This window comes from Rhodobacter maris, from assembly GCF_900217815.1.
Lineage (GTDB): Bacteria > Pseudomonadota > Alphaproteobacteria > Rhodobacterales > Rhodobacteraceae > Rhodobacter > Rhodobacter maris.
Genome location: NZ_OBMT01000001.1, coordinates 212,581 through 234,547, shown reverse-complemented (window position 1 = coordinate 234,547; position 21,967 = coordinate 212,581). Strand labels below are relative to the sequence as shown.

The window sequence follows — 21,967 nt, the reverse complement described above, 5'->3', positions numbered from 1 at the left end:
ATGCGGCCCCGCCAGATACCGCTTGGCCGTGGCGCCTGCCGTCGCCTCGCCCGCGGCCTCCCGGGGCTGGCGGCGGCGCTTTGGCTCGCGGGGCCGGGCCTTGCCGACCCCGCGGCACCGCAGCGCGTGGTCTCGATCAACCTCTGCACCGATCAGCTTGCCCTGATGCTTGCGGCCCCGGGGCAGCTGCGCGCACTCACCCGTCTGGCGCAGGATCCGGAAAGCTCGGTGATGGCGGCACGGGCACGCTCCTACCGCATCAACCACGGCCGCGCCGAGGAAGTCTATCTCGAGAAACCCGATCTGGTGTTGGCCGGACGGTACACGGCATCCGCCACGGTGACGATGCTGCGGGGTCTCGGCATCCGGGTCGAAACTTTTGCACCGGCCGAGAGCTTTGCCGAGCTGCGCGCCAGTATCCTGCGGATGGGTGCGCTTTTGGGGCGCGAGGCGGAGGCGGCGCGGATCGAGCGCCGCTTTGCCGAAAATCTCGCCCGGCTGCAGCGCCCGTCGCGCGGCGCTCCCCCCGTTGCCGCGACCTGGGCGGCGCATGGCTATATGGCCGGAAGCGCAAGCCTGACCGGCGAGATCATCACCGCCGCAGGTTTCAGGCCGCTCGCGCGGCTCATAGGGCACGGCGCGGGCGGGTTCATGCCGCTTGAGGCGCTGGTGATGGCGGATCCGGACCTCGTGATCCTCTCGCGCGCCGATCCCGCCCCCGCGCATTCCGAAGCCGTGCTTGATCATCCGGCGCTCACGGCCCTCACCGGCCGCGCCGCGGTGATGCAGGATCGTGACTGGATCTGCGGCCTGCCCGCGGTGCTCGATGCGGTGGACCGGCTCGCCGCGAATCGCCCGGACGGAGCGCGCGAATGACACCTGCACGTCTCTACACTCTGCTCGGTATCCTCGTTGCCGGGCTCTTTCTCGCCGCGCTGCTGACCGGCGTTGCCGCCGTCGACCCGGTCACGGCGCTGCGCGCGCTGATGACCGGGGGCGAGGGGCCGGTCGGCATCGTGATGCGCGAGATCCGGTTGCCGCGCGCGCTTCTCGCCGCCATGGTGGGGGCTTGCCTCGGCCTGTCGGGCGCGGCCTTGCAGGGGCTCCTGCGCAATCCGATGGCCGAACCCGGGGTGATCGGCATCTCGGCCGCCGCGGGGCTTGGCGCGGTGCTGGCGCTGCAAACGGGGCTTGCCGCGGCTTACGCCTTCGCCCTGCCTGCCGCGGCGCTTGTGGGGGCGCTCGCCGGTGTTGGCGCAATCCTCTTTCTTGCCGGCGCGGGGGGGGGCACGCTGGCACTGATACTTGCCGGGATCGCGCTTTCGGCGCTCTGCTCGGCGGCGACGGCACTGGTGCTGAACCTCTCGCCCAACCCTTTCGCGGCGCAGGACATCGTGTTCTGGATGATGGGCTCGCTGGCCGATGTCTCCTTCACCCATGTCCTGCTCGCCGCGCCGCTGATGGCGCTCGGGGCGTTTTTGCTGTGGCGTACGGGGCCGGGGCTCGAAGCGTTGACCCTAGGCGAGGAGGCCGCCGCCTCGATGGGGGTGAACCTTGCCCGGCTCCGCCTCTCGGTTGTGCTCGGCACGGCGGCGGCGGTGGGGGCGGCGACGGCAGTGGCGGGAACTGTGGGGTTCGTCGGCCTTGTCGTGCCGCATGTGCTGCGCCCGCTTGTCAACGCCCATCCGTCACGGTTGCTGCCCGCCGCAGCGCTCGGCGGCGCGGGGCTTGTGCTTGCCGCCGATATTGCGGTGCGGCTGGTGCTGCCGGGGCAGGATCTCAAGATCGGCGTGCTTCTGGCGCTGGTGGGGGCGCCGGTCTTCCTGCATCTGATCTGGCGTATGCGGGGGGCGGCGTGAGCGTGCTTGTCCTTGATCATCTGAGCGTCAGCCGCGGAACGCAACGCCCGCTTGCCGAGGTCTGCCTCACCGTTGAACCCGGCGAATGCATCGGCCTCATCGGCCCCAATGGCGCGGGGAAATCGACGCTTTTACGCGCGACACTCGGTCTTGTCGCGGCCACGGGGCGTTCCTCGCTTGCGGCTCTGCCGGCCGCTGCGCGCGCCCGCACCGCGGCTTTTTTGCCGCAGGGGCGCGAGATCGCCTGGCCTTTGCCGGTGATCGACCTTGTCGCGCTGGCGCAGGGGGGGCGGCGCACCGCGCCCGAGGTCGGCGCGGCGCTTGCCCGCATGGATCTCGCCGCGCTTGCCCAACGTCCGGCCTCGGCGCTTTCGGGCGGCGAGCAGGCGCGGGTGCTGATCGCGCGGGCGCTTGCACAGAACACGCCCCTGCTTCTGGCCGACGAGCCGATCGCCGGGCTCGACCCTGCGCATCAGATCGCCTGCATGCAGCTCTTTGCCGATCTCGCCGCCAACGGGCGCAGCGTCATTGTCGCACTGCATGATCTCGCGCTGGCGGCGCGCTTTTGCACCCGGCTCGTGGTGCTTGCGGGCGGGCGGATCGTGGCGGATGGCACACCGCGCGCGGTGCTGACGGCGGCACTGCTCGAGGAAGTTTTCGCCATCCGTTGCCATCTGGACGAGATCGAGGGGGCACCGGTGGTCTTCCCGCTCGCGCCGGTCCCGCGCGGGGAGCGCTGAGCGCGTGCCTGCCCGGGATGACGCCCCTCAAGGGGCGTTATCCCGCCCGGGCAGGCGCAGGGGACCAAAGGTTCGCGCGGTCGCGGCCGGTGCGGTGAAGAGTGCAGCCGTCAAATTGGCGCCCGCAATCAGGCGACCGTTCCGAGGTTTCAGAAATCGGCCGCCACCTCGTACATCACGGGCTCGAAACTGCGGCAGAGCGTGGCGATCACCTTGTTCCGCGCAATCATTTCGGGGCTGCGCAGCATCGCCTGATAATCGCCGCGCTTGGCCCATTTCGAATAGGTGGCGATCCGGGTCTGGGCGTCGTTCATGTGCAGCCCGGCACCGATGAAGCCTTCCGACTTGCTGATGCATTCCGTATAGGCCGATTGCAGATGCTCCATCAGTTCGCTCGCCGTCGCGGGGGTCATCTCGAAGGTGCAGATCACCGTCTGGCCACTGAAAGCGGCTGAAATATCCGTCATGCTCTTTCCTCCTCTTGTCGCGACAGGATGCCATAGGGCGGCGCAAAAACCAGCCCTTTCCGCGGAGCCTGCGGCAGATCGGCCCTGGATGATTCAGGATGACGAATGCGTAACAGAATTGTTGCAAGCGCGCAGATTTCGCGCAAGTCTTGCCCGGTCGGTCAAATCCGACCATGCCTGAGGCGTCCGCGTCGCAAGACTGTCACAGAACGCGCCTAGGTGCAGGATGCGCCCACAGTGGGCCCAACCTTCCGACAACGGGGAGAGACTGAATATGAAACCGATGCACATCCTCGCCGGCGCCGCTGCGCTTCTGGCCTCCACGGCGCTTGTCCATGCCGAGGATATGGCCACGCTCGAAGCCGCCGCCAAGGCCGAGGGCATGCTCACCACCATCGCGCTGCCGCATGACTGGTGCGGTTATGGTGCCGTGATCGAGGGCTTCAAGGCGAAATATCCCGAGATCACCGTGAACGAGCTGAACCCCGATGCGGGCTCGGCCGACGAACTTGAAGCGATTCGTGCCAACAAGGGCAACACCGGCCCGCAAGCGCCCGACGTGATCGACGTCGGCCTCGCCTTCGGCCCGCAAGCCAAGGACGAGGGGCTGATCCAGCCCTATAAGGTCTCCACCTGGGATGACATCCCGGATGCGGTCAAGGATGCCGATGGCTACTGGTATGGCGACTATTACGGCGTGATGTCCTTCATGGTGAACAAGGATCTCGTGACCGAGACCCCCGCCGACTGGTCGGACCTGCTGAAAGCCGATTACGCCGGTCAGGTGGCGCTCGCGGGCGACCCGCGCGCCTCGAACCAGGCGATTCTTGCGGTGCTCGCGGCCGGTATGGCCAATGGCGGCGCGGCTGGCAAGGAAGCCGGCGAGAAGGGCCTCGAGTTCTTCAAGGAGCTGAACGCGAACGGTAACTTCGTTCCGGTCATCGGCAAGGCGGGCACGCTTGCGCAAGGCGCCACGCCGATCGTCGTGATGTGGGACTATAATGCGCTCTCCGCGCGCGACACGCTCGCGGGCAACCCGCCGGTTGAGGTGGTCGTGCCGGAAACCGGCGTGCTGGCCGGCGTTTACGTGCAGGCGATCTCGGCCCATGCGCCGCATCCGAATGCGGCGAAACTCTGGATGGAATACATCTATTCGGACGAGGGCCAGAACCTTTGGCTGAAGGGCTACTGCCACCCGGCGCGCTTCAACGCGATGGCCGCTGCGGGCGTGGTGCCGCAAGAGCTGGTCGACGCGCTGCCGCCGGCGGAAGCCTATGCGAAAGCCTATTTCCCGAGCATCGACGAGCAGGGCGCCAACAAGGAAGCCGTGACCGCGGGCTGGGATTCGGTCGTCGGCGCCAACGTCCAGTAACGGACACCAGATGAGATCCGCCGCCTCCGGCCCGGCCGGGGGCGGCTTTTCACCGAACGGACCCTCCCGCGTGACCGATCATTCGCCGCCCGCCCCGCGCCGCCGCCTGAACCTTGCCTGGCTCGGCATCCTGCCCTTCGCAGCCTTTGTCGCGCTGTTCCTGATCGCGCCGACGATGAAAATCGTGATCGGGGCTTTCCAGCGCGTGGATGGCAGCTTTACCTTCGAGAATATCGCCGGGCTCTTCACCCCCTCGATCCTCGCAAGCTACTGGATCTCCATCAAGATCTCGGTCGCCTCCGCAGCCCTTGGCGCGCTGATCGGCTTTTTGATGGCGGCGGCCATGGTGCTCGGCGGGCTGCCCCGCTTCATCCGGGCGCCGCTCCTGACCTTTTCGGGCGTCGCCTCGAACTTCGCGGGTGTGCCGCTCGCCTTTGCCTTTCTGGCCACGCTCGGGCCGCTCGGCCTTGTGACGATGTGGCTGCGCACCGAATTTGGCATCAACCTGCGGGCGCTGGGGTTCAACATCCTCAGCTTCTGGGGGCTGACGATCACCTATATCTTCTTCCAGATCCCGCTGATGATCCTGATCATCACGCCCGCGCTGGATGGCCTCAAGCGTGAGTGGCGCGAGGCGGCGCAATCGCTTGGCGCCTCGGCGCGGCAATACTGGATGTCGGTGGCGCTGCCGATCCTTGCGCCCTCGATCCTCGGCACTTTTGCGCTTCTCTTTGCCAATGCTTTCGGCGCCGTCGCCACCGCCATCGCGCTGACGGGCTCCTCGCTCAACATCGTGCCGATCATGCTCTTTGCGCAGATCCGCGGCGATGTGCTTGGCAATCCGCATCTGGGCTATGCGATGGCCTTTGGCATGATCCTTGTGACCGCGCTCGCCAATGTCCTCTATATCTGGCTCCGGATCCGCTCCGAGAGGTGGTTGAAATGAAACGTGCCGCCGCTTGGGCGATCCTGCTTCTGGGGATGGCCTATTTCATCCTGCCGCTGATCGGCATGGTCGAGTTCTCGCTCTCGATGAAGCGGGGCATCTACAGTTTCGAGGCGTATCGCGTTGTCTTTGCCGATCCGCGCTTTCGCGAGACCTTCACCTATTCGGTGGTGATGGCCGTTCTGACGATCCTGTTCGGCATTCTCCTTGTGGTGCCCACCGCCTTCTGGGTGCGGCTCAAGCTGCCGGGGCTCCGGCCCTATATCGAATTCGTGACGCTTTTGCCGCTCGTCATTCCGGCGATCGTCGTCGTCTTCGGCTATATCCGGCTTTACAACACCTCGAGCTGGCTGCCGCTCACCGGCACGATTGGGGGCACCAACCTGCTGTTGCTCTTCGGCTATTCGATGCTGAGCCTGCCCTACATGTACCGCGCCATCGACACCGGGTTGCGCACGATCGACGTGGCGACGCTGACCGAGGCGGCGCAAAGCCTCGGCGCGGGCTGGGTGACGATCCTCGCGCGGATCATCCTGCCCAATGTGCTTGTGGCCGTGCTTTCGGGCGCCTTTGTCACCTTTGCCATCGTGATGGGGGAATTCACCCTTGCGGCGCTGCTCAACCGCCCCGCCTTCGGCCCCTATCTGCAATTGATGGGCGCCAACCGCGCCTATGAGCCCTTTGCGCTCGCCACCATCGCCTTCCTCATCACTTGGGCCTGCATGGGGCTGATCCAGCTGGTGACCCGGCTTTCCAAATTCGACAGGGCCCCGAAATGAGCTATCTCACGCTTTCTCACCTCGAAAAGAGCTTCGGCACCCTGCGCGTGGTGAAGGATTTCAACCTTGATGTGGCGCAGGGCGAGTTCATCTCGCTGCTCGGCCCCTCGGGCTGCGGCAAGACCACGGTGTTGCGCATGGTGGCCGGGTTCGAGCTGCCAAGCTCGGGCGGTATTTCGATTGACGGCAAGGATGTCACGCATCTGCGCCCGAACCAGCGCAATATCGGCATGGTGTTTCAGGCCTATGCGCTCTTTCCCAACCTCACCGTGGCGCAGAACGTGGGCTTCGGGCTGAAGGTGAAGGGCGCGCCGAAAGACGAGATCGCGCCGCGGGTGAAGGAGATGCTCGATCTGATCGGGCTGGCCGATCTCGGCAACCGGTATCCGTTCCAGCTTTCGGGCGGGCAACAGCAACGCGTGGCGCTGGCGCGCGCGCTCGCGCCCAAACCCTCGGTGCTGCTGCTTGACGAGCCGCTCTCCGCGCTCGATGCCAAGGTGCGCGTCTCCTTGCGCAACGAGATCCGCGCGATCCAGCGCGAGCTCGGCATCACCACGATCTTCGTCACCCATGATCAGGAAGAGGCGCTCTCGATGTCGGACCGCGTGGTTGTGATGCATGAGGGCATTGCCGATCAGGTCGGCACGCCGTTTGACATTTACAACCGCCCCGCCACCCGCTTTGTGGCGGGCTTTGTCGGCACGCTGAACACGATCGAGGCGCCGGTGGTCGATGCCGCCACCGGCACGGTGCGAATCGGCCTGCGCGAGGTGCGGCTTGGCCGGACGCTGCCTGCGGGGCGCGTCACGCTGGGGTTGCGCCCCGAGGCGGTGAGCCTTGCGCCCACGGGGCGCGAGATCGCACTGCACGGCAAGATCCGCGAGGTCGATTTTCTGGGTTCGGTGATCCGGTTGCGCGCCGATCTCGACGGCCAGATCCTCGCGTTTGACACGTTCAACACGGCGCATAGCGCACCGCCCAAAGTGGGCGAGGAGGTCACACTCGGTCTCAATGCGGCCGACCTGCTGGTGATCGGCGCATAGGGCACCGCGGGGCAGAGTTCGGGACGGCCTGAGGCGCCTGCAACCTGGGCACATACGTCGGGGAGAACTCTGGCTTGGCACAACGGGGGGCCTTCGGAGGGCCTTCGGCCGCAAATCCAGTCCCGAAAACGAAAACGCCGGGCAGGGCCCGGCGTTTCCAGAGTCTCGATCCTCTCAGCGGCCTCCGGCAGACCACCAGCCGCGCTTTTTCGGCTTCGGCTCGCCGGGCTCTTCCTCAACCATAGGCGTCGGCTCCGGCACGGGGTCCGGTTGCGCTTCTGTCTCGGGCTCCGGCGCGCGGTCGGGAGCGACCTCCGCGACCGGCTCGGCCGCAACATCTTCCACAACCGGGGCCGCTTCCGCCTCGGGCTCCGGCGTCTCGATGGCGACGGCCTCCGCCGCGGCCTCGGGCAGGGGCTCGCTCCCCACTACCGCCTCGGCGGGGAGGGGGGCAGCCTCCTCTGCCACCGGCTCGGCCTTCTTGCGCGACCGCGCACGGGGCTTCTTCGGCGCGGCGCCATCGCTCTCATCCGTCTCGGCGGGTTTCTTTTTCGCGCGCGAGCGGGGTTTCTTCGGCGCGGGTTCCGGCGCCTCGTCGGCCGGTGCAGCCGCGGCAGGCGGTTCCGTCCCCTCGCTCAACTCCGGCAGATCAACCGCAGCAAGCTCGGCGGCTGCCGCGGCGCGCGCGACATCCTCTGCGGCGTCCTCGTCAGAGAGTTCGTCGCCGTCGTCTTCGTCCTCGTCGCCGTCATCGCCTGCCTCGGCAGATTCTGAACCGCCCATGCCGGGTTTCTTGCGCCGACGGCGGCGGCGTTTTTTCTTCTTCGGCGTTTCCTCGGCCTCGGTCTCGCCCGCGGGGGCCTCTTCTGCCTCGTCCTCTTCCTCCTCGACGATCTCTTCCTCGTCGATCTCTGCCATCAGCTCGGCCGTGGCATGCACCGCGGCACTCATCGGATCGGGCACGATCCGGGTCGCGGTCTTGAATTTCTCGATCGAGAAATCGGGGCTCACCAAGCTCGGATCGGCCTCGATCCGCACCGCCATGCCGTAGCGCGCCTCGATCGAGGCGATATGCTCGCGCTTGGCGTTCATCAGGTAGTTCGCCACCGCGACGGGGCATTTCACCAGCACTTCGCGCGAGCGCTTGCGCGTGCCCTCTTCCTCGATCGCGCGCAGAACCTGCAGCGCGAGGCTGTCATCGGAGCGGATAAGCCCGGTGCCGTGGCAATGCGGGCAAGGCTGGGTCGTGCTTTCCAGCATGCCGGGCCGCAGCCGCTGACGGCTCATTTCCAGGAGGCCGAAGCCCGAGATCCGGCCCACCTGAATCCGCGCGCGGTCGGTTTTCAGCTTCTCTTTCAGGCGCTTTTCGACGGCGGAGTTGTTCTTGCGCTCCTCCATGTCGATGAAGTCGATGACGATCAGGCCCGCGAGGTCGCGCAACCGGAGTTGACGCGAAATCTCTTCGGCCGCTTCGAGGTTCGTCTTCAGCGCCGTATCCTCGATCGAGCCTTCCTTGGTGGCCCGGCCGGAGTTCACGTCGATCGCGACCAGCGCCTCGGTGACGCCGATCACGATGTAGCCGCCGGATTTGAGCTGCACCACCGGGTTGAACATCGAGGCGAGATAGCTCTCGACCTGGAACCGCGCGAAGAGCGGCAGCTGCTCGGCGTAATGCTTCACGTTCTTGGCGTGGGACGGCATGATCATCTTCATGAAGTCCTTGGCCACGCGGTAGCCGCGCTCGCCCTCGACGAGCACTTCGTCGATGTCTTTCGAGTAAAGGTCGCGGATCGAACGCTTGATCAGGTCGCCTTCCTCGTAGATCGGGGCGGGGGCGATCGATTTGAGCGTCAGTTCGCGGATCTGCTCCCAGAGCCGCATCAGGTATTCGTAGTCGCGGCGGATCTCGGTGCGGGTGCGCTGGCTGCCCGCGGTGCGGATGATCAGCCCGGCGCCTTGCGGCACCTCCATCTCGGAGGCGATTTCCTTCAGCTTCTTGCGGTCGGCGGCATTGGTGATCTTGCGCGAGATGCCACCGCCGCGGGCGGTGTTGGGCATCAGCACGCAGTAGCGACCGGCGAGCGACAGGTAGGTGGTGAGCGCCGCGCCCTTGTTGCCACGTTCTTCCTTGACCACCTGCACCAGCATGATCTGGCGCACCTTGATCACTTCCTGGATCTTGTAGCGGCGCGCACGCGGGCGACGGGGCGCGCGGATTTCCTCCTGCACATCCTCCTCGGCGACCGATTCGATTTCGTCATCGGCCGGATGTGCATGATGGTCGTGATCGGCGCCGTCTCCGGCCTCCTCGTCCTCGTCATCCGCGCCGGTATCCTCGACGCCGGTATCCTCGACGGTCGCGCCGTCTTCGGCCATTTCGGCATCAGCGCTGGCGTCTTCCGTCTCCGCGGCAGCTTCGGTCTCGCCAGCGTCGAGGTCCGAGACGGTTTGCGCGGTTTCGGCCTGCGGTTCCGGCATCGCTTCCGGCAGGGGTTCGGAGGAAGCCTGCTCCGCTTCGGCCACGGCCATCGTTTCCGTCGCGCCGTCTTCGGCCGCGGTTTCGATCACGGCCATGCCCGGAATATCTTCCGAACGGACAACGGGATCGGAGTCCGTGACCTTTTCGGCGCGCGCGGCGGAGGCGCCGCCCGAGGGCTTCGAACGCGAGCGCGAACGGCGCGAGCGCGGCCGGTTTTCCTCGGCCTCCTCGGCCTCGGCGGCCAGGCGTTCCTCCTCGAGGAGCGCCTGACGATCCGCCATCGGGATCTGGTAATAATCCGGATGGATCTCGGCGAAAGCGAGGAACCCGTGGCGGTTGCCGCCGTAATCGACAAAAGCGGCCTGGAGCGAAGGCTCCACCCGTGTCACTTTTGCCAGATAGATGTTCCCGGCGAGTTGCCGTTTGTTGATGGTTTCAAAGTCGAACTCTTCGACCTTGTTGCCGTCCACCACCACCACGCGGGTTTCTTCCGCATGGGTGGCATCGATGAGCATTTTCTTTGCCATTAATCCTGGTTCCCCACGCACAGCGCCGCCTTGGCCGTGACGGCAAGACGGGCAGCGCATGGTTTGTCGTTGAGGCGGGAGCGCCGAGGCATGACCGGGTGGCGGCGGCCGTTTCAGGCCCGCCCGTCATCACCCAGTTCACTCTTGCGCGCTCCATCGCGGTTCTTCCCAGACGCCCGGCAAGCCGCGCGCCGATTGTAAGACCCCCGAGACCGTTGCGGTGCTCGCGGGCATGAAGGCGGTCTTGCGACCAATCGGATGACCCAAGGCCCGCTTCGCACTCGCGAAGATCGCTGGCCCGGAAATCAGCGAATTCCGTGGGCGGGAGTAGTCCCGCCGACCCTGCGAGTGTAGCAAGTCGCAGGGCGTGAATACAATCGCTTTTTCGTCAAGATAGAATTAACGAATTCCCGTGTGCCCTGTCTCCGGCGCCAACGTTCCGGGCGGGGCTGGAACCGGCAGCACAACACCGATAGCCTGCGCCGGGCAGCATTTCGATGCGCGGCAAGGGCGCGTCCCAAAATGCCGCAAGGGGAGGTCTCATGGAGCTTGGTCGTCTGCCACCATTGCGCGCGCTCGTCGCCTTTCAGACCGTGGCACGTTATGGCAGCTTCACGCGCGCGGCGGAACTGCTCGGTCTCACCCAGAGCGGGATCAGCCGACAGATCGCCCAGCTTGAGGACCATGTCGGCACCGCGCTCTTCGAGCGCCAGCCCTCGGGCGTGGTGCTGACCGCGCTTGGCGAGGAATATGCCAAGGATGTCGGGCGCGCGCTCGATGCGCTGCAGGGGCTGGAGGCGGGTCAGATCGGGCGGCGCGGCGGCAATCAGGTGACCATCGCCTGCTCGCGCGGTGTGGCCGATCTGTGGATGCTGCCGCGTTTGGCGGGCTTGCACAGCGCCTTTCCCGATCTTGAACTGAAGCTGATCGTGAACGATTTCTACCCGCAGCTGAGACATGATGAGTTCGATCTGGCGATCTATTACCGGCCGATGCGGCCCGCCGATGTCACCTTTGATGCGCTCGGCCCCGAGGAGATGCTGCCGGTGATGGCGCCGGGCGGTGCCCCGCTGATCGCGCGGGCCGCCCCGGTGGTTCTGAGCGTGGAAGAGACGCACAAGGAATGGACCGACTGGGGCAACTGGCTTTCGGGCGCGGCGATGAGCCTTCCGCAGGCCACGCAACGCTGGAAGCTTGGCGATTATCACCTCTCGGTGGAGGCGGCGCGGCGCGGGCTCGGTGTGGCGATGGGCTGGACATGGATCATGGCAGATCACCTGCTTTCCGGCGCCTTGGTGCCAGCGCATGACTATGTGCTGCGCGGTGCGGGGCAGTATTACCTGATGCGCCCGACGACCCGTCATCAACGCCAGATCACGCGTCAGGTGGCGGAGTGGCTGCTGGAGAGCAACCGTCTCTGGAGCCGCTGACCCCTCTTGATTGCACAGGGGTATGACAGAAATTCATTTGTAACCCCAAGACTCATCTTCAATGTTCATAGGTAAAATTGAAGCTCCCGATCAGAGGGGCGCGAACACAGAGGAGATGACATGATGAACCTTCATAGCATGACTGCCATCAGCCGCCGCGGCGTTCTGGCCGGGGGCGCCGCGCTTGGCCTGCTGGGGCTCTCCGGGCGCCCGCTGCGCGCCGAGGCCACCCCGACGAAGGGCGGCGTGCTCAAGCTCGGGATTGGCGGCGGCTCGACCACGGACGATTTCGACATCCGCAAGCTGACGGATTGGGTGCCGGTGAACCAGGCCTATATGGTGATGAACGGGCTGGTCGAGATCGACGCCGACAACACCGCCCAGCCTGAGTTGTTCGAGAGCTGGGAAGCCGCCGAGGGCGCCGTGGAATGGACCTTCAAAGTGCGTCAGGGCATCACTTTCCACAATGGCAAGACCCTCACCGCGGATGACATCCTCTATTCGCTGAACCTGCACCGCGGCGACAGCGGCTCGGCCGCGCGCTCGGTGGCGGCAGCGATCAAGGAGCTCGTCAAGCTTGATGAGACCACGGTGAAGATCACGCTGGAAAGCGGCAACGCCGACCTGCCCTATGTGCTCTCGGATTATCACTTCCTCGTCGTGCCGGAGGGCTTTGACGACTGGATGAACCCGATCGGCACCGGCCCGTTCAAGCTGGAGCGGATGGAGCCCGGCGTGCGGGCGCGCTTTACCCGCAACGAGAGTTACTGGAAACCCGGCTGCGCCAATGTCGATGCGGTCGAGGTGATCGTGATTAACGATATCGCCGCGCGCACCAATGCGCTGATGTCGGGGCAGGTGCACGCGATCAACTCGGTCGATTTCAAGACCGTCGATCTGCTTGGCCGCAACCCGAATATCGAGATCGTGAAATCGGCGGGCGGGCAGCATTTCACCTTCCTGATGGATTGCACGCAGGCCCCGTTCACCGATACCAATATCCGCCTTGCGATCAAGCATGCGGTCGATCGCGAGCAGCTTCTGACCACCGCGTTGCGCGGCTATGGCCAGCTCGGCAATGACCATCCGATCCCGAAAACCGACCGGTTCTTCAACGCGGAGCTGCCGCAGCGCGCCTATGACCCGGAGAAGGCGAAGTTCTATCTCAAGCAAGCCGGGCTCGACAGCCTGAGCATCACGCTTTCTGCCTCGGATGCGGCCTTTGCGGGCGCGGTCGATGCGGCGGCGATCTTCCGCACCGCCGCGGCGGGCGCGGGCATCGACGTCACCCTGAAGCGCGAGCCCGCCGACGGCTACTGGAACGATGTCTGGATGAAGGCGCCCTTCTGCATGTCTTACTGGGGCGGGCGCCCGACCGCAGACCAGATGCTCACCATCGCCTACGAGTCCTCCTCGGCCCAGAACGACACGCATTGGAAAAACGCGCGCTTCGACAGCCTGCTCAAGGAAGCGCGCGCGCTCCTCGACGAGGAGAAACGCCGCGAGATCTATTGGGAGCTGCAACAGATCATCCACGATGATGGCGGCGCGATGATCCCGATGTTCGGCGATTATCTCGATGCCGTGTCGAAAAAGGTCAAGGGCGTCACGCCGCATCCGATGTTCAACCTGATGGGGGCACGGATGGCCGAGAAGGTCTGGCTCGACGCCTGATGACGACGTTGATCCTGAAACGCCTCGGGCTCGGGCTCTTCACGCTCTGGCTGGTCTCGGTTCTGGTGTTCGCCGGAACCGAGATCCTGCCCGGCGATGTGGCGGGCGCCATCCTTGGCCAGAACGCAACGCCCGAGTCCCTTGCCGCGCTGCGCACCCAGCTCGGGCTCGATGAGCCCGCGCTGATGCGCTATCTCGGCTGGCTCGGCGGCATCACCCACGGCGATCTGGGCCAGTCGCTCGCAAACCACCGCCCGGTGGCAGAGCTGCTGTGGCCGCGGTTCTGGAACACGATGGCGCTGGCCGCCTATGCGGGCGTGATCGCGATCCCGCTTGCGGTCAGCCTCGGCATCCTTGCGGCTGCGCGGCGCGGCCGCTTTTTTGACCGCTTCGCCAATATCGCGGCGCTCGCCCTCGTCTCGCTGCCGGAATACTTCCTTGGCCTGCTGCTGATCCTCGGCCTGTCCGTGCGCACCGGCTGGCTGCCGAGCCTTGCCGACACCTATGAGGGCATGGGGCTTGTGGACTGGTTCAGGGCCACCACCCTGCCGATGCTGGTGCTCGTGATGGTGACGATGGCGCAGATCCTGCGGATGACCCGCACCACGGTTCTGGGCGTGATGGATCAACCCTATATCGAAACCGCCTTCCTCAAGGGGCTGCGCAATGGCCGCGTGGTTTTGCGCCATGCCACCCCCAATGCGGCGGCGCCAATCGTCAACGTCGTCTCCTTCAACATCGCCTATCTGATCACCGGCGTGGTGCTGGTGGAGGCGGTGTTCAACTACAACGGGCTCGGGCGCTTCATGGTCGATGCTGTCTCCAAGCGCGATCTGCCGATGGTGCAGGGCGCTGCAATCGTCTTTGGCGCGGCCTATGTGCTTTTGAACATGATCGCCGATATCGCCGCCATCGCGCTCAACCCGCGGCTGCGCCATCCGCGGGCGAAGGGGGCGTAAGATGAACCGCATCCCCCTCACCGCCTGGATCGGGCTTTTCCTGATCGGGCTCAATCTCGTGCTCTTTCTCTTTGGCCCGCTCCTCGCTCCGTTCGGGCAGGAAGAGATCGTCGGCGCGCCGTTCGACGGACCGATGCCGGGGCATTGGCTCGGCTTTGACCAGAACGGGCGCGACATGCTCTCGCGGCTCCTTTACGGCGCGCAAATGTCGATCGGCGTCTCGCTTGGCGCGGTCGTGCTCTCCTTCAGCATCGGCATTCCGCTCGGCTTTTTTGCCGCGATCCGCGGCGGTTGGGTTGATCTCGCGCTTTCGCGCCTCGTCGACACGGTGATGTCGATCCCGGTGCTGATCTCGGCGCTGGTGGTGTTGCAGGCGCTCGGCTCCAGCCTTCCTGTGCTGATCGTGACCATCGCCTGCCTCGATTCCACCCGCGTGTTCCGGCTCGCGCGGCTCGTCGCGCAGGGCATCAACGTGATGGAATATGCCGAGGTGGCGCGGCTGCGCGGCGAGGGGCTCTGGTGGATGATCCGCAAGGAGATCCTGCCCAATGCGCTGCCCCCGCTTGTCGCCGAATTCGGCATGCGGTTTTGCTTCACCTTCCTCTTCGTCGCCGGGCTGAGCTACCTCGGGCTCGGCGTGCAACCGCCCTTTGCCGATTGGGGCGGCATGGTGCGCGACAATCAGCAGGGCATCCTTTACGGGCTTTATGCGCCGCTCTTCCCCGCCGCGGCCATCGCCCTTGTCACCATCGGGGTCAACCTTGTGGTCGACTGGATGCTGGCTGGGCGCACCATCGTGCAGGGAGACAACCGATGAGCGAGATCCTGAAAATCCGCGATCTGCGGGTCGAGACGGCAAGCGGCTTGGAGCTTCTGCACGGCATCTCGCTGGATCTCGCCAAGGGCGAAATCCTTGGCCTGATCGGCGAATCCGGCGCGGGCAAATCCACTATCGGCCTTGCCGCGATGGGCTATGGCCGCGGCGGCTGCCGGATTTCGGGCGGCACGATCGAGCTTGCGGGCACTGAGCTTGCTTCGGCGAGCCTGCGCCAGCGCGAGGCCGTGCGGGGCGCGCGCATCGCCTATGTCGCGCAGAGTGCCGCTGCCGCCTTCAACCCGGCGCAACGGCTTGAGCAGCAGATCGTCGAAGGGCCGCTCCGGCATGGCGTCATGACCGCCGCCGAAGCGCGCGCCTGGATGCTGGAGCTGTTCACCGCACTGCAGCTCCCCGAGCCCGAAGCTTTCGGGCGGCGCTATCCGCATCAGGTCTCGGGCGGGCAGTTGCAACGCGCGATGGTGGCGATGGCAATGGCCTGCAAGCCCGACATCCTCGTGCTTGACGAGCCCACGACCGCGCTTGATGTGACAACGCAGATCGAGGTGCTGGCGCTGCTGCGCGAGACGATCCACAAATACGGCACGTCGGCGCTTTACATCACGCATGACCTTGCGGTGATCGCGCAGATCGCCGACCGGCTGATCGTGCTGCGCGACGGCGCCGAGATCGAAAGCGGCACCACGGAACAGATCCTCGAGGCGCCGCGCCACGAGTATACGCGCCGCCTGGTGGCGGAGCGCGCCGAGAGCCTGACGGCGGCGCCGGGGGCGCATCACCGCACCGGCGAGACCTTGCTCGCGCTCAGCGGGGTCGCGGCGGGCTACGGCTCCAAACCCGTGCTCGCGGGCATTGACCTGACAGTGCGGCGCGGCGAGACGGTGGCGATCGTGGGCGAATCCGGTTCCGGCAAATCCACCCTCGCGCGGGTGGTGGCGGGGCTGTTGCCGCCCTCCGAAGGGCTTCTCGATTTTGCCGATGCGCCGCTGCCGCCCAGCTACACCAAGCGCCCGCGCGATCTGCTACGCAGGATCCAGCTCATCTATCAGCTCCCCGATGTCGCGCTCAATCCGCGCCAGAGCGTGGCGGAAACGATTGGCCGCCCGCTGGAGCTTTACCGCGGCCTGAAGGGGCGCGCCCTGCGGGCCGAGGTGGCGCATCTGCTGGGCCTGATTGGCCTCGCCCCCGAGATGGCCGACCGATTGCCCGGCGCGCTTTCGGGCGGGCAAAAGCAGCGCGTCTGCATTGCCCGCGCACTTGCGGCGAAGCCCGACCTGATGATCTGCGACGAGGTGACCTCGGCGCTCGACCCGCTGGTGGCCGAAGAGATCTTGCGGCTTCTGCGCCGCCTGCAGGACGATTTCGGCATGACCTATCTCTTCATCACCCACGATCTTTCGGTGGTGCGGCGGCTTGCCGACCGCACGGTGGTGATGCAGCAGGGCCGGATCGTCGAGGCCGCTGAAACCGAGACGCTCTTCACCGCCCCGCAAGAGGCCTACACGCAGCGGCTGCTCGACTCGGTGCCGCAGCTCGACCGCGGCTGGCTCGACCGCGTTCTGACGGCGCGCGGCGGTTGAGCGCGACCCCTCACACAATTTCCCTACGGCAAGCGGAGTGCGAGATGCACACGGAAGTGATTGAACAGATCTGGATCGAGATGCCCGACGGCTGCCGGCTCGGCGCGCGGCTCTGGCTGCCCGCGGGGGCGCGGGCGCTCCCCGTGCCGGCGGTGCTCGAATATATCCCCTATCGCAAGCGCGACGGCACCCGCGGGCGCGACGAACCGATGCACGGCTATTTTGCCCAGCAAGGCTATGCGGCGATCCGGGTCGACATGCGCGGCACGGGGGAATCCGAGGGCCATATGGCCGATGAATATCTGCAACAGGAGCAGGATGACGCCTGCGCCGTCATCGCCTGGATCGCGGCGCAAGACTGGTGCGACGGCAATGTCGGGATGATGGGCAAAAGCTGGGGCGGCTTCAACGGTTTGCAGGTGGCCGCCTGCCGCCCGCCCGCGCTCAAGGCGGTGATCACCGCCTATTCGACCGATGACCGGTTCCGCGACGACATCCATTTCATGGGCGGGTGCCTGCTCAACGACAACCTCTGGTGGGGCACGATCATGATGGGCTATCAGGCCCGCCCGCTCGACCCCGCCGTCGTCGGCGAGGGCTGGCGCGCGGCCTGGGAAGACCGGCTCGACCGGATCCCGTTCTTCCCAGCGCTCTGGGCCGCGCATCAGAGCTACGACGAGTACTGGAAACACGGCTCGGTGCAGGAGGATTACAGCGCGATCGAATGCCCGGTGCTGGTGATTGGCGGCTGGTCAGACAGCTACACCAATCCGGTGCCGCGGCTCCTTGAAAACCTGACCGTGCCCTGTCGCGGCATCATCGGCCCTTGGGGGCATATCTTCCCGCAAGACGGCGTGCCCGGCCCCGCGATCGGCTTTTTGCAGGAGGCAACCCGCTGGTGGGACCATTGGCTCAAGGGCAAGGATACCGGCGTGATGGCGGAGCCGAAGCTGCGCGCCTTCATCAACGATCCGGTCGAGCCGGTCACGTCCCGCCCGGTGCAGCCCGGTCGCTGGGTTGGCGAGCCCGCCTGGCCAAGCCCCGAGATCACGGCCCGCGATTTCCACCTCGGCGCAAGCGGAGAGCTTTCCGAGGCACCCGTGGCTGGCGGGCAGCTCACCCTGTGCTCGCCGCAAAGCCTTGGTGCGGCAGCGGGGGAATGGATGGGCGTCGGCTGCCCCGGCGACATGCCCGCCGATCAGCGCCTTGATGACGGCGGCGCCTTGGTGTTCGAGACCCCGGCGCTGGCAGCAGAGATCGAGATCCTCGGGACACCGGAGCTGACCCTTCGTCTTGCCTCTGACAAGCCCGTGGCGCAGATCGCGGTGCGGCTGAGCGACGTGAACCCCTCGGGCCGCGTGACCCGGGTGAGCTATCAGGTGCTCAACCTCACCCACCGCACCAGTCATGAGACCCCCGAACCGCTGGTGCCCGGGCAGATGGAAGAGGTTTCCATCACGCTGTCGATCTGTGGCCATCGCTTCGCGCCGGGCCACCGGATCCGCATCGCGCTCTCCACCGCTTACTGGCCGATCCTCTGGCCAGCGCCCGAAGCGGCAACGCTGACACTCGACACCGCGGCCTCGCGCCTCTCCCTTCCCGTGCGCAAGGGCGGCGACGGCGGCGTGGCCTTCGAGGCGCCGTTGCACGGGGTCGATGCGCCGCAAACAATGATACGCCCGGCGGTGCTGCGGCGCTCGGTCACGACCGATCTGATGACCGGTGCCGTGACCTATGTGACCGATGGCGAGGGGGGGCTTTTCGGGGAGGGCGTATTGCGCTTTGACGAGATCGGCACGGTGGTCTCGCACAGCCTGCGCCGCGAACTGACGATCCACCCCGACGATCCCGCGAGCGCCAGCTACACGCTGCATCAGGAATATGATCTCGGCCGCGAGGGCTGGCAGACCCGCTCCGTGATCGACAGCGCCATGACCTGCGACCGCGAGAATTTTTATCTCAAGGCCGAGATGCGGGTGACGCTGAACGGCGCCGAGGTGCGCCACCGCACATGGGCCGAAACGCTGCCCCGCAGGCTGATCTGATCCCGCCCGCCCGGCGCGGGGAGCGGCCTTTGCCGGGATCGCATGCGACAGGGGAGGGGCAGCATTGGGTGACGGGCATCTTTGGGAAATCGTCTGGAACCCGGAGCTGTTTCCGCCGGAGGAGTGAGGGACTTGCCTCAAGTCACTGGTCCGCCCCGGCGCAGGAGACGGCTTTGGGCACGAGCCGGTTCCGCGGCCGCCCCCCCTCCGCACCGCAACGATACCTTTTGAGGCATTCTTGCTGCCGATCTATGCGCGCTCCGACGTTTCCGCTCTTTATCAAGATCTTGGCCGGATCGTCTTTGGCGAGCGGCTGGTATTTGTCGATGCGGCCCCCTAAGGTGACGCAATGTCATGCTCCGGCACGCGCGTGATCTGATTCCCGCCGCGTTGCCGATGCAGGGCAGCCCCCGGTCATACGTTGCCACGCGGATTTCCGCGGTCTGCCGCAGCCTCGACAGGGCGGTCTCCGGCTGCCGCCGGGTGAGTACGAGAACCGGGGTGGTGCTGTGCGACAGGCTCTGCTTTTTTTCTAATGAAGTCGCTGAATGCCGCAGCCGCGGTCAAACCGACATGGAGCTGAACCAATGATCCTCACCCCCAAAATGAAGCTGCTGCTGGCCTCGGGGCTTGCCAGCCTGATGCTCATGTCTCCGGCGCTGGCCGAGAACATGCTGCGCATTTCCAACACCGAAGACCCGAAGACTGCCGATGCGCAGATGACGACGGATCTGTACACGCTGCCGCTCAATATCTTCGACCGGCTGGTGGAATCCGAGACCACCGGACCGGGGCAATCGAGCCTCGTTCCCGGGCTCGCGGAAAGCTGGGAGGTCTCGGCAGACGGGCTGACCTACACGTTCCATCTGCGCGCGGGCGTGAAGTTTCATGACGGTGCCGTGCTGAGCGCCGATGATGTGGTCTACACGTTTGACCGGATGCTCAACCCGGCCACCAAGGCGCTGAACACCGATATTCTCACCTTCATCGCCGGGGCCGAAGATCGGCTCGACGGCAAGGCCGACAGCGTCTCGGGGCTGAAAGCGCTTGATGATCACACCGTCCAGATCACGCTGGCGCAGCCCTATGCCGCGTTCCTTGCGCTTCTGGCCGCGCCCGGCGCCTCGATTTATGAGCGCGCCTTCACCGAAGCGGCGGGCGACCAGTTCGGCCTGACGCCGGAAACGACGAACGGCACCGGGCCGTTCATCCTGCGCGACTATACGCTCAACGACAGCCAGATGCTTGAGGCGAACGACGATTACTGGCGCGGCCGGCCGGAGCTGGACCGGTTGCTCGTGCGCGTGGTGGCCGATTCCGAAACCCTGCGCATGCTGTTTGAATCCGACGAGATCGACGTGCTCGACCTCGACTATGCGCCGACCCAGACGCCCTATTTCTACGGTAGCGACACCTGGAAGGATCAGATCCGCTCGGGCCCGCGCGTCGGGATTTACTATTACAACATCAACCAGGCCCAGAAGCCGTTTGACGATGTGCGCGTGCGCAAGGCGTTCCAGATGGCGATCGACCGCCAGACCATCGTTGACAAGAACTTCTACGGCAAGGGCAAGCTCGAAGACGGCGTTATGCCGCGCGGGCTGACCTGCTACGCCCCGGCGGAACCGATCGCCTATGATCCCGCCAAGGCCAAGGAGCTGCTCGCTGAAGCGGGCTACCCCGATGGCGTGGACATCACCCTGAGCCAGGCCGCGAACTGGTCGCAGAAATGGTCCGACATGAACCAGATCGTGCAGGCGCAGATTGCGGCGGCGGGGTTCCGCGCCACGATCGAAACGCCTGACGAGGCAACCTTCATGGCGGCGCGCAAGGCGGGCGAGACGCATAACTACATGCAGGTGTGGTCGGCGGATTTCAACGATCCGGACAACTTCTTCTACACCTTCTTCTCGGAATCCGGCTCGAAGTCGCGCGCCTACAACAACAACGACCCCGAGGTTTTTGCTGATATCGTCAAAGCGCGCGGCATGGTCGATCAGGAAGCGCGCTGCAAGCTCTATCAGGATCTGACGGCGCGGATCGTGGGCACGGATGCCGCCTGGGTGCCGCTCTTCAGCCTCGATCACAACTATGTCGTGCAGCCGCGGGTGAAGAACTTCGTGGTGCCGTGGAACGGCTGGAGCGACATGAGCTATTACAAGGTCGAGGTCGAATAAGACCCCGCTCCGGGGCGGGCGCAGCACCGCCCCGGACCGCTCCTTTTGCCGCCCTGACCGGGCGGCCTTTCGCCCATCTGCCCCGCCCTGCCGGGGCCGCAGAAAGACCGCTTCGCCGATGTTGATGTTTGCGCTTCGCCGCATTCTGGTGTCGATCCCGGTGCTGATCGGGATCACCATGATCCTCTTCATCATGCTCAACGTGGTGCCCGGCGACCCGGTCGCGCTGATGATGAAAGAGCACGCGAGCCCCGATGTGATCGCCCGGGTCCGGGCGCAGATGCATCTCGATGACCCGATGATCGTTCGCTATTTCCGCTTTCTGGCGAATGCGTTGCAGGGCGATCTGGGCAATTCGATCAAGCTCAACCGCCCCGTCACCGATCTTTTGCTCAAGGCCTTTCCCAATACGCTGATGCTGGCCGTCTGTGCCGCGCTCGTTTCCTGGGTGATCGGCATTCCGGCGGGGGTGCTGTCGGCGGTGCGGCGCGACAGCCTGATTGACCGGTTCTTCATGGGCTTTTCGCTTCTGGGCGTCTCGATGCCGGTGTTCTGGTCGGCGCTGCTGTTGCAATACATCTTCGCGATGCAACTGAGATTATTGCCGGTTTCGGGCTTCTACGGCTGGAAATACATGATTTTGCCCGCAATCGTGCTGGGCTGGTCCTCGGCGGGGGTGATCGCGCGGCTGACGCGCTCAAGCCTGCTGGAGGTGATGCGGCACGATTATATCCGCACCGCCCGCGCCAAGGGCCTGCGCGAAACCGGCGTCATCACCCGCCATGCGCTGAAAAACGCGCTGATCCCGGTGGTGACGATCATGGCGATTCAGGTGGCGGGGCTGCTCTCGGGCGCGGTGATCACGGAATCGATCTTCTCGATCCCCGGTGTCGGGCGCATCACCGTCAACGCGATTTCCTCGCGCGACATGCCGCTGTTGCAAGGCGCGGTGCTCTTTGCCACCGTGCTGGTGATCCTTGGCAATCTGGTGGCCGATATCCTCTATTCGGTCCTTGATCCGCGCATTCGCGCACAGATGAAGAAGGACGCCTGAT

At 65.6% G+C, this 21,967-nt stretch carries 17 protein-coding genes; 15 read left to right on the top strand and 2 right to left on the bottom strand.

What is annotated here, in order from left to right:
* Genes CRO22_RS01080 through CRO22_RS01070 form a run of 3 tightly spaced genes read left to right on the top strand, consistent with a single transcriptional unit; the run spans nucleotide 1 to nucleotide 2,599 of the window.
* A complete protein-coding gene (locus CRO22_RS01080; protein WP_097068261.1) occupies nucleotides 1-876 on the top strand; it encodes an ABC transporter substrate-binding protein in 876 nt (291 codons plus the stop codon).
* Nucleotides 873-1,859 carry a FecCD family ABC transporter permease gene (locus CRO22_RS01075; RefSeq protein WP_097068260.1) on the top strand — a complete coding sequence of 329 codons (987 nt, stop codon included), beginning with the start codon at nucleotides 873-875 and terminating at the stop codon, nucleotides 1,857-1,859. The genes CRO22_RS01080 and CRO22_RS01075 overlap by 4 nt, the downstream gene beginning before the upstream one ends.
* Nucleotides 1,856-2,599, top strand: a complete 744-nt coding sequence (locus CRO22_RS01070) for an ABC transporter ATP-binding protein (protein ID WP_097068259.1) — start codon at nucleotides 1,856-1,858, stop codon at nucleotides 2,597-2,599. The genes CRO22_RS01075 and CRO22_RS01070 overlap by 4 nt, the downstream gene beginning before the upstream one ends.
* Nucleotides 2,600-2,748: 149 nt before the next feature.
* On the opposite strand, the gene CRO22_RS01065 is transcribed toward CRO22_RS01070, so the two are convergent.
* Nucleotides 2,749-3,066 (bottom strand): antibiotic biosynthesis monooxygenase family protein, encoded by a 318-nt coding sequence (locus CRO22_RS01065; protein WP_097068258.1) that lies wholly within the window; start codon nucleotides 3,064-3,066, stop codon nucleotides 2,749-2,751.
* Nucleotides 3,067-3,340: 274 nt separating this feature from the next.
* On the opposite strand from CRO22_RS01065, the gene CRO22_RS01060 reads away from it, so the two are divergent.
* The 4 genes from CRO22_RS01060 (at nucleotide 3,341) to CRO22_RS01045 (ending at nucleotide 7,206) form a co-directional block, all read left to right on the top strand.
* A complete protein-coding gene (locus CRO22_RS01060; RefSeq protein ID WP_097068257.1) occupies nucleotides 3,341-4,438 on the top strand; it encodes an ABC transporter substrate-binding protein in 1,098 nt (365 codons plus the stop codon).
* A 70-nt stretch (nucleotides 4,439-4,508) separates the two neighbouring features.
* On the top strand, nucleotides 4,509-5,384 hold the full coding sequence (locus tag CRO22_RS01055) for an ABC transporter permease (protein ID WP_097068835.1): 876 nt from the start codon (nucleotides 4,509-4,511) through the stop codon (nucleotides 5,382-5,384).
* Nucleotides 5,381-6,163, top strand: coding sequence for an ABC transporter permease (locus tag CRO22_RS01050; protein WP_097068256.1), 783 nt, complete (start codon nucleotides 5,381-5,383; stop codon nucleotides 6,161-6,163). Before CRO22_RS01055 ends, CRO22_RS01050 begins: the two co-directional genes overlap by 4 nt.
* Nucleotides 6,160-7,206 (top strand): ABC transporter ATP-binding protein, encoded by a 1,047-nt coding sequence (locus CRO22_RS01045; RefSeq protein ID WP_097068255.1) that lies wholly within the window; start codon nucleotides 6,160-6,162, stop codon nucleotides 7,204-7,206. Before CRO22_RS01050 ends, CRO22_RS01045 begins: the two co-directional genes overlap by 4 nt.
* Before the next feature lie 174 nt (nucleotides 7,207-7,380).
* Here CRO22_RS01045 and CRO22_RS01040 read toward each other — a convergent pair whose 3' ends face one another.
* Nucleotides 7,381-10,212 carry an Rne/Rng family ribonuclease gene (locus CRO22_RS01040; protein ID WP_097068254.1) on the bottom strand — a complete coding sequence of 944 codons (2,832 nt, stop codon included), beginning with the start codon at nucleotides 10,210-10,212 and terminating at the stop codon, nucleotides 7,381-7,383.
* Between the two features lie 542 nt (nucleotides 10,213-10,754).
* On the opposite strand from CRO22_RS01040, the gene CRO22_RS01035 reads away from it, so the two are divergent.
* From CRO22_RS01035 to CRO22_RS01000, 8 genes are all read left to right on the top strand, one after another.
* Nucleotides 10,755-11,642 carry a LysR family transcriptional regulator gene (locus tag CRO22_RS01035; RefSeq protein ID WP_097068253.1) on the top strand — a complete coding sequence of 296 codons (888 nt, stop codon included), beginning with the start codon at nucleotides 10,755-10,757 and terminating at the stop codon, nucleotides 11,640-11,642.
* 120 nt (nucleotides 11,643-11,762) lie between these two features.
* Nucleotides 11,763-13,316 (top strand): ABC transporter substrate-binding protein, encoded by a 1,554-nt coding sequence (locus tag CRO22_RS01030; protein WP_097068252.1) that lies wholly within the window; start codon nucleotides 11,763-11,765, stop codon nucleotides 13,314-13,316.
* Nucleotides 13,316-14,275: an ABC transporter permease gene (locus tag CRO22_RS01025; protein WP_097068251.1), complete on the top strand. Its 960-nt coding sequence runs from the start codon at nucleotides 13,316-13,318 to the stop codon at nucleotides 14,273-14,275. Before CRO22_RS01030 ends, CRO22_RS01025 begins: the two co-directional genes overlap by 1 nt.
* Nucleotide 14,276: 1 nt before the next feature.
* Nucleotides 14,277-15,092, top strand: coding sequence for an ABC transporter permease (locus CRO22_RS01020; RefSeq protein ID WP_097068250.1), 816 nt, complete (start codon nucleotides 14,277-14,279; stop codon nucleotides 15,090-15,092).
* Nucleotides 15,089-16,690: an ABC transporter ATP-binding protein gene (locus CRO22_RS01015; protein ID WP_097068249.1), complete on the top strand. Its 1,602-nt coding sequence runs from the start codon at nucleotides 15,089-15,091 to the stop codon at nucleotides 16,688-16,690. Before CRO22_RS01020 ends, CRO22_RS01015 begins: the two co-directional genes overlap by 4 nt.
* Before the next feature lie 44 nt (nucleotides 16,691-16,734).
* A complete protein-coding gene (locus CRO22_RS01010; protein WP_097068248.1) occupies nucleotides 16,735-18,735 on the top strand; it encodes a CocE/NonD family hydrolase in 2,001 nt (666 codons plus the stop codon).
* Between the two features lie 587 nt (nucleotides 18,736-19,322).
* Entirely contained in the window at nucleotides 19,323-20,912 is a 1,590-nt protein-coding gene (locus tag CRO22_RS01005; protein WP_097068247.1) for an ABC transporter substrate-binding protein, read from the top strand.
* A gap of 124 nt (nucleotides 20,913-21,036) precedes the next feature.
* Nucleotides 21,037-21,966 carry an ABC transporter permease gene (locus tag CRO22_RS01000; protein WP_217991858.1) on the top strand — a complete coding sequence of 310 codons (930 nt, stop codon included), beginning with the start codon at nucleotides 21,037-21,039 and terminating at the stop codon, nucleotides 21,964-21,966.
* The last annotated feature ends 1 nt before the right edge of the window (nucleotide 21,967 follow it).

What these genes read in the sequence shown, in the direction of transcription:
- CRO22_RS01040 (WP_097068254.1), bottom strand. Translation starts at nt 10,212, where the DNA reads ATGGCAAAGAAAATGCTCATCGATGCCACCCATGCGGAAGAAACCCGC.
- CRO22_RS01045 (WP_097068255.1), top strand. Translation starts at nt 6,160, where the DNA reads ATGAGCTATCTCACGCTTTCTCACCTCGAAAAGAGCTTCGGCACCCTG.
- CRO22_RS01050 (WP_097068256.1), top strand. Translation starts at nt 5,381, where the DNA reads ATGAAACGTGCCGCCGCTTGGGCGATCCTGCTTCTGGGGATGGCCTAT.
- CRO22_RS01000 (WP_217991858.1), top strand. Translation starts at nt 21,037, where the DNA reads ATGTTTGCGCTTCGCCGCATTCTGGTGTCGATCCCGGTGCTGATCGGG.
- CRO22_RS01060 (WP_097068257.1), top strand. Translation starts at nt 3,341, where the DNA reads ATGAAACCGATGCACATCCTCGCCGGCGCCGCTGCGCTTCTGGCCTCC.
- CRO22_RS01010 (WP_097068248.1), top strand. Translation starts at nt 16,735, where the DNA reads ATGCACACGGAAGTGATTGAACAGATCTGGATCGAGATGCCCGACGGC.
- CRO22_RS01005 (WP_097068247.1), top strand. Translation starts at nt 19,323, where the DNA reads ATGATCCTCACCCCCAAAATGAAGCTGCTGCTGGCCTCGGGGCTTGCC.
- CRO22_RS01030 (WP_097068252.1), top strand. Translation starts at nt 11,763, where the DNA reads ATGATGAACCTTCATAGCATGACTGCCATCAGCCGCCGCGGCGTTCTG.
- CRO22_RS01025 (WP_097068251.1), top strand. Translation starts at nt 13,316, where the DNA reads ATGACGACGTTGATCCTGAAACGCCTCGGGCTCGGGCTCTTCACGCTC.
- CRO22_RS01065 (WP_097068258.1), bottom strand. Translation starts at nt 3,066, where the DNA reads ATGACGGATATTTCAGCCGCTTTCAGTGGCCAGACGGTGATCTGCACC.
- CRO22_RS01020 (WP_097068250.1), top strand. Translation starts at nt 14,277, where the DNA reads ATGAACCGCATCCCCCTCACCGCCTGGATCGGGCTTTTCCTGATCGGG.
- CRO22_RS01035 (WP_097068253.1), top strand. Translation starts at nt 10,755, where the DNA reads ATGGAGCTTGGTCGTCTGCCACCATTGCGCGCGCTCGTCGCCTTTCAG.
- CRO22_RS01075 (WP_097068260.1), top strand. Translation starts at nt 873, where the DNA reads ATGACACCTGCACGTCTCTACACTCTGCTCGGTATCCTCGTTGCCGGG.
- CRO22_RS01080 (WP_097068261.1), top strand. Translation starts at nt 1, where the DNA reads ATGCGGCCCCGCCAGATACCGCTTGGCCGTGGCGCCTGCCGTCGCCTC.
- CRO22_RS01015 (WP_097068249.1), top strand. Translation starts at nt 15,089, where the DNA reads ATGAGCGAGATCCTGAAAATCCGCGATCTGCGGGTCGAGACGGCAAGC.